The following is a 7,440-nucleotide window of genomic DNA, read 5'->3' on the forward strand; positions in this document are numbered from 1 at the left end:
CAGCATTTTTGCTGGCAGGTTTTTTTATTTTATAAATCAGAAAGCTACTATGTGGTCGACCAAAGTTGTAGCTGTTTTAAGGGGTGTATTAAAACGACCGCTTGACTATAGGCGGTGCGCGCGCTAACTTTCAAACATGTGTTTGAAAGTGGTTGTTAAAACTCAATGTGATTGACGCTTATGACTGCTTTCAGCCCCTTGTTTAGGAGAAGTGACATGCCCAGCTATCAAGCCCCTCTACGTGACATGCGTTTCGTTATGGACGAAATGTTTGACTACCCCGGCCATTACGCCGCGCTACCCAATGGCGATGATGCATCTCCAGACGTTGTGAATGCGATTTTGGAAGAGGGCGCGCGTTTTGCCCGCGACGTGTTATTGCCGATTAACCAAAGCGGTGACAAAGAGGGGTGTTTGCTCGAAGGTGGTGACGTTAAAGCACCGAAGGGCTTTAAAGAAGCCTATCAGCAATATGTAGAAGGTGGCTGGCCAAGCTTGGCGGCAGACCCTGAGCAGGGTGGGCAGGGTTTGCCTCATTCGTTGGCGATGATGCTCTCTGAAATGATTTGCGCAACTAACTTAGCGTGGGGTATGTATCCAGGGCTTTCTCATGGTGCTGCCGATGCGCTTAGGCATCACGGTACCGATGAGCAGAAAGAAACTTACCTTACCAAACTGGTAGAGGGTGTTTGGACAGGCACGATGTGTCTCACCGAACCACACTGTGGTACTGACCTTGGGTTGATTAAGACACGTGCAGTGCCTGATGAAAGCGGCGCTTATTCAATCACTGGTACCAAAATCTTTATCTCTGCCGGTGACCATGATCTAGCGGAGAACATCGTACACCTTGTGTTGGCTAAACTGCCTGACGCTCCTGAAGGCTCGAAGGGTATTTCTCTATTCGTCGTGCCCAAATTTATGCCCGATGCCCAAGGTAACCCAGGCGAGCGTAATGGCGTAACGTGCGGTTCGCTTGAGCACAAGATGGGCATCCATGGCAATGCTACCTGCGTGATGAACTTTGACGCTGCGACGGGCTATTTGGTTGGTGCGCCCAATAAAGGTTTGGCGTGTATGTTCACGATGATGAACGCAGCGCGCCTTGGGGTAGGTATTCAAGGGCTAGGTTTAATTGAAGCCAGTTTCCAAAACTCGCTGAGTTACGCCCGAGACCGATTGCAAATGCGTGCGCTTTCTGGAGCCCAGGCCCCTGAGAAGCCAGCAGACCCGATTATTGTGCATCCGGATGTACGCCGTATGCTGCTGACCCAGAAGGCATTCGCCGAGGGTGGCCGCATGTTAGTGCTTTACACCGCTCAGATGCTCGACATTGTTGAGCATGGTAAGCCTGGCGAAGAGAAAGAGCAGGCTGAAACCTTGCTCGGCCTATTAACACCTATTGTGAAAGCGTTTCTCACTGAAGTCGGTTTTGAGTGCACCAATGAAGGCGTGCAGATTTTTGGTGGGCACGGCTTCATTAAAGAGTGGGGGATGGAACAGTTGGTGCGTGATGCGCGTATTACCCGTCTCTATGAGGGTACCACTGGTATTCAGGCGCTAGACCTGCTTGGTCGCAAGGTGTTGATGAGTCAGGGTGAGTCGCTAAAAGTGTTCACCAAAGAAATCCATAAGTTCTGTAAGACGGAAGCTGATAACCCTGCGTTAAAAGAGTTTGTTGAGCCGCTAGCGAAGCTAAACGCTGAGTGGGGCGAGTTGACCATGGGTGTGGGCATGAAAGCGATGCAGGATCGCGAAGAGGTTGGGGCGGCAAGCGTCGATTACCTAATGTACTCCGGTTATGTCACGTTGGCTTACCTTTTTGCCCGTGCAGCTAAGCAAGCATCGGTGGCATTAGAGGGTGATGACAAAGCGTTTTATGCCGCTAAATTGAACACTGCCCGCTTTTACTATCAGCGCTTGCTGCCGCGTACAAAGGCTCACGCGCAAATGATCCAGTCCGGTGCGGGAAGTCTTATGGCGATGTCGAGTGAAGATTTTGGCTTAGGATTTGAAATTTAGGTTTCGAAGTACGCAGTGAGAAATACGGCTTTTGAAATTCCAGTGACACAGATAAATCTGTATGGGTAACCGAGCACTCTCTGGTCAGGCGTTCTGATCGGTGGTTTGCGGCAGGATTGTTCTATGAACAACGCCTGCCGCTTTTTTTATGTTTTTTTGATAAACCCTCTTGCCAAGACGGCAGCGAATCCGTAAAGTACGCATCCGCTGCCGGGGACGCACAGCGTTACCAGCGGTGATAGAAGGTGAAAACCTTCGGTTTGTCAGGAAGTTAGCGCAATAAAAGAGAAGGCATCGTTATCTCGCTTTCTTAACCCGCTCGCTTCACTCACTGAAAACAGTGATTGACAAACACCAGGAAATGCGTAGAATACGCCTTCCTCGCTGAGGCAAACCAGTTCATCGGTTAGCCGGCTGATAAGACAGCCTCGCAGCGAAACAGCTCTTTAACAATTTGATCAGGTAATTCATGTGGGCGCTTGCCGATGAGGGTGATAAATCACCAAATATCAAGGCAAGCGGTCATGACAATGTAAATTGAAATGAATTCGTTTGAACCTTGAGCCAAGTTTGATGCGCTTTTGTTGTTCGTCAACATTATGTTGTTGGATGACGAGTAAGCATCACAATGATTTTAAACTGAAGAGTTTGATCATGGCTCAGATTGAACGCTGGCGGCAGGCCTAACACATGCAAGTCGAGCGGTAACAGATCTAGCTTGCTAGATGCTGACGAGCGGCGGACGGGTGAGTAATGCATAGGAATCTACCCGGTAGTGGGGGATAACCTGGGGAAACCCAGGCTAATACCGCATACGTCCTACGGGAGAAAGGGGGCTCCGGCTCCCGCTATCGGATGAGCCTATGTCGGATTAGCTAGTTGGTGAGGTAATGGCTCACCAAGGCAACGATCCGTAGCTGGTCTGAGAGGATGATCAGCCACATCGGGACTGAGACACGGCCCGAACTCCTACGGGAGGCAGCAGTGGGGAATATTGGACAATGGGGGGAACCCTGATCCAGCCATGCCGCGTGTGTGAAGAAGGCCTTCGGGTTGTAAAGCACTTTCAGCGAGGAAGAACGCCTAGTGGTTAATACCCATTAGGAAAGACATCACTCGCAGAAGAAGCACCGGCTAACTCCGTGCCAGCAGCCGCGGTAATACGGAGGGTGCAAGCGTTAATCGGAATTACTGGGCGTAAAGCGCGCGTAGGTGGCTTGATAAGCCGGTTGTGAAAGCCCCGGGCTCAACCTGGGAACGGCATCCGGAACTGTCAAGCTAGAGTGCAGGAGAGGAAGGTAGAATTCCCGGTGTAGCGGTGAAATGCGTAGAGATCGGGAGGAATACCAGTGGCGAAGGCGGCCTTCTGGACTGACACTGACACTGAGGTGCGAAAGCGTGGGTAGCAAACAGGATTAGATACCCTGGTAGTCCACGCCGTAAACGATGTCGACCAGCCGTTGGGTGCCTAGCGCACTTTGTGGCGAAGTTAACGCGATAAGTCGACCGCCTGGGGAGTACGGCCGCAAGGTTAAAACTCAAATGAATTGACGGGGGCCCGCACAAGCGGTGGAGCATGTGGTTTAATTCGATGCAACGCGAAGAACCTTACCTACTCTTGACATCCTGCGAACTTGTGAGAGATCACTTGGTGCCTTCGGGAACGCAGAGACAGGTGCTGCATGGCTGTCGTCAGCTCGTGTTGTGAAATGTTGGGTTAAGTCCCGTAACGAGCGCAACCCTTGTCCTTATTTGCCAGCGGGTAATGCCGGGAACTCTAAGGAGACTGCCGGTGACAAACCGGAGGAAGGTGGGGACGACGTCAAGTCATCATGGCCCTTACGAGTAGGGCTACACACGTGCTACAATGGCCGGTACAAAGGGTTGCGAGCTCGCGAGAGTCAGCTAATCCCGAAAAGCCGGTCTCAGTCCGGATCGGAGTCTGCAACTCGACTCCGTGAAGTCGGAATCGCTAGTAATCGTGAATCAGAATGTCACGGTGAATACGTTCCCGGGCCTTGTACACACCGCCCGTCACACCATGGGAGTGGACTGCACCAGAAGTGGTTAGCCTAACGCAAGAGGGCGATCACCACGGTGTGGTTCATGACTGGGGTGAAGTCGTAACAAGGTAGCCGTAGGGGAACCTGCGGCTGGATCACCTCCTTAAACGATGCATCATCCCTCGCGGTAAGCGCTCACAATGAATTACCTGATCAGAATGCTGTTGATACGCATTGATAAGCGTTTTCTTCTTATTGAAAAAATAAAAAAGACCTTTCTTTTAAAAACCTTTTTTTTCTTTTATTAATGTGAAAATGCACCCACTTATCCCTGCGCATATCACTCGCTCTTTAACAATGTATATCATGCTGACATAAACGCTTCTTTGAAGTGTTTATACGTAATTGTTTTGTGATACGTCTCAAGCGTATCCGGCAATCGTTATCATTGCGAACCCCAGACTCCTTCGGGTTATAGGGTCAAGCAATGAAGCGCACACGGTGGATGCCTAGGCAGCCAGAGGCGATGAAAGACGTGGTAGCCTGCGATAAGGCTCGGCGAGGTGGCAAACAACCTGTGACCCGGGCATCTCTGAATGGGGAAACCCACTCATCATAAGATGAGTATCTTACGCTGAATATATAGGCGTAAGAGGCGAACCAGGGGAACTGAAACATCTAAGTACCCTGAGGAAAAGAAATCAACCGAGATTCCCCTAGTAGCGGCGAGCGAACGGGGACCAGCCCTTAAGCATGTGACTGATTAGACGAACGAGCTGGGAAGCTCGGCCGCAGCGGGTGATAGCCCCGTAGTCGAAAATCTGATCATGTGAAATCGAGTAGGTCGGGGCACGAGAAACCTTGACTGAAGACGGGGGGACCATCCTCCAAGGCTAAATACTCCTGGCTGACCGATAGTGAACCAGTACCGTGAGGGAAAGGCGAAAAGAACCCCGGAGAGGGGAGTGAAATAGATCCTGAAACCGTGTGCGTACAAGCAGTAGGAGCAGACTTGTTCTGTGACTGCGTACCTTTTGTATAATGGGTCAGCGACTTATATTCAGTGGCGAGGTTAACCGTTTAGGGGAGCCGTAGGGAAACCGAGTCTTAACTGGGCGACACAGTCGCTGGATATAGACCCGAAACCGAGCGATCTATCCATGAGCAGGGTGAAGGTTGAGTAACATCAACTGGAGGCCCGAACCAGGATCTGTTGAAAAAGATTTGGATGACTTGTGGATCGGAGTGAAAGGCTAATCAAGCTCGGAGATAGCTGGTTCTCCTCGAAAGCTATTTAGGTAGCGCCTCACGTATCACCACCGGGGGTAGAGCACTGTTTCGGCTAGGGGGTCATCCCGACTTACCAACCCGAGGCAAACTCCGAATACCGGTGAGTGCAAGCGTGGGAGACACACGGCGGGTGCTAACGTCCGTCGTGAAAAGGGAAACAACCCAGACCGTCAGCTAAGGTCCCGAAATCCTGGTTAAGTGGGAAACGATGTGGGAAGGCTCAGACAGCTAGGAGGTTGGCTTAGAAGCAGCCATCCTTTAAAGAAAGCGTAATAGCTCACTAGTCGAGTCGGCCTGCGCGGAAGATGTAACGGGGCTAAACCAGGTACCGAAGCTACGGGTTCATCCTCTGGATGAGCGGTAGAGGAGCGTCGTGTAAGCCAATGAAGGTGAATTGAGAAGTTCGCTGGAGGTATCACGAGTGCGAATGCTGACATGAGTAACGATAAAGGGAGTGAAAAACTCCCTCGCCGGAAGACCAAGGGTTTCTGTTCGACGCTAATCGGAGCAGAGTGAGTCGGCCCCTAAGGCGAGGCCGAAAGGCGTAGTCGATGGGAAACGGGTCAATATTCCCGTACCGGACATGATTGCGATGGGGGGACGGAGAAGGCTAGGTGAGCCAGGCGTTGGTTGTCCTGGTGAAAGTGAGTAGGCTTGTGTCCTAGGTAAATCCGGGATGCTCTAAGGCCGAGACACGAAACGAACTGACCACGGTCAGGAAGTCATTGATGCCACGCTTCCAGGAAAAGCCTCTAAGCTTCAGATCATGTGCGACCGTACCCCAAACCGACACAGGTGGTCAGGGTGAGAATCCCAAGGCGCTTGAGAGAACTCGGGTGAAGGAACTAGGCAAAATGGTGCCGTAACTTCGGGAGAAGGCACGCCGGCGTAAGGTGACGAGACTTGCTCTCCAAGCCCGAACCGGTCGAAGATACCAGGTGGCTGCAACTGTTTAGTAAAAACACAGCACTCTGCTAACGCGCAAGCGGACGTATAGGGTGTGACGCCTGCCCGGTGCCGGAAGGTTAAATGATGGTGTTAGGCTTCGGCCGAAGCTCTTGATTGAAGCCCCGGTAAACGGCGGCCGTAACTATAACGGTCCTAAGGTAGCGAAATTCCTTGTCGGGTAAGTTCCGACCTGCACGAATGGCGTAATGATGGCCACGCTGTCTCCACCCGAGACTCAGTGAAATTGAAATCGCCGTGAAGATGCGGTGTACCCGCGGCTAGACGGAAAGACCCCGTGAACCTTTACTATAGCTTCACACTGGACGCTGATGTTGCCTGTGTAGGATAGCTGGGAGGCTTTGAACCTCGGACGCCAGTTCGAGCGGAGCCAACCTTGAAATACCAGCCTGGCATCATTGGCGTTCTCACTCAGGTCCGTTATCCGGATCGAGGACAGTGTGTGGTGGGTAGTTTGACTGGGGCGGTCTCCTCCCAAAGAGTAACGGAGGAGCACGAAGGTACCCTCAGCACGGTCGGACATCGTGCAGTGAGTGCAAGAGCATAAGGGTGCTTGACTGCGAGACAGACACGTCGAGCAGGTGCGAAAGCAGGTTCTAGTGATCCGGTGGTTCTGTATGGAAGGGCCATCGCTCAACGGATAAAAGGTACTCCGGGGATAACAGGCTGATACCGCCCAAGAGTTCACATCGACGGCGGTGTTTGGCACCTCGATGTCGGCTCATCACATCCTGGGGCTGAAGTCGGTCCCAAGGGTATGGCTGTTCGCCATTTAAAGTGGTACGCGAGCTGGGTTTAGAACGTCGTGAGACAGTTCGGTCCCTATCTGCCGTGGGCGTTGGATGTTTGAGAAGGGCTGCTCCTAGTACGAGAGGACCGGAGTGGACGCACCTCTGGTGTTCCGGTTGTCACGCCAGTGGCATTGCCGGGTAGCTATGTGCGGACGGGATAACCGCTGAAAGCATCTAAGCGGGAAGCCCCCTTCAAGATGAGACATCCCTGAGGCCTAGAGCCTCCTGAAGGGCCCAGCGAGACCAGCTGGTTGATAGGCACGGTGTGGAAGCGCTGCAAGGCGTTGAGCTAACGTGTACTAATGGCCCGTGAGGCTTGACCCTATAACACCCAAGGGGTCTGGTCGCAGTGATAACGAAACGAGTGT

Annotated in this window: 1 protein-coding gene and 2 rRNA genes; all 3 read left to right on the plus strand. The window is 52.2% G+C overall.

Going from position 1 to position 7,440, the window contains the following annotated elements:
• Positions 1-216: 216 nt before the first annotated feature.
• The 3 genes from CR46_RS0104670 (at position 217) to CR46_RS0104685 (ending at position 7,396) form a co-directional block, all read left to right on the plus strand.
• On the plus strand, positions 217-2,022 hold the full coding sequence (locus CR46_RS0104670) for an acyl-CoA dehydrogenase C-terminal domain-containing protein (protein WP_030070344.1): 1,806 nt from the start codon (positions 217-219) through the stop codon (positions 2,020-2,022).
• A 636-nt stretch (positions 2,023-2,658) separates the two neighbouring features.
• Positions 2,659-4,191, plus strand: a 16S ribosomal RNA gene (locus CR46_RS0104675).
• Positions 4,192-4,503: 312 nt separating this feature from the next.
• Positions 4,504-7,396: ribosomal RNA gene (locus CR46_RS0104685) — 23S ribosomal RNA — on the plus strand.
• Together the 16S and 23S rRNA genes form the textbook arrangement of a ribosomal RNA operon.
• The last annotated feature ends 44 nt before the right edge of the window (positions 7,397-7,440 follow it).

This window comes from Vreelandella neptunia, from assembly GCF_000712975.1.
Taxonomy (GTDB): Bacteria; Pseudomonadota; Gammaproteobacteria; order Pseudomonadales; family Halomonadaceae; genus Vreelandella; species Vreelandella qaidamensis.

Coding starts and splice junctions, on each gene's coding strand:
- CR46_RS0104670 (WP_030070344.1), top strand. CDS start 217: ATGCCCAGCTATCAAGCCCCTCTACGTGACATGCGTTTCGTTATGGAC.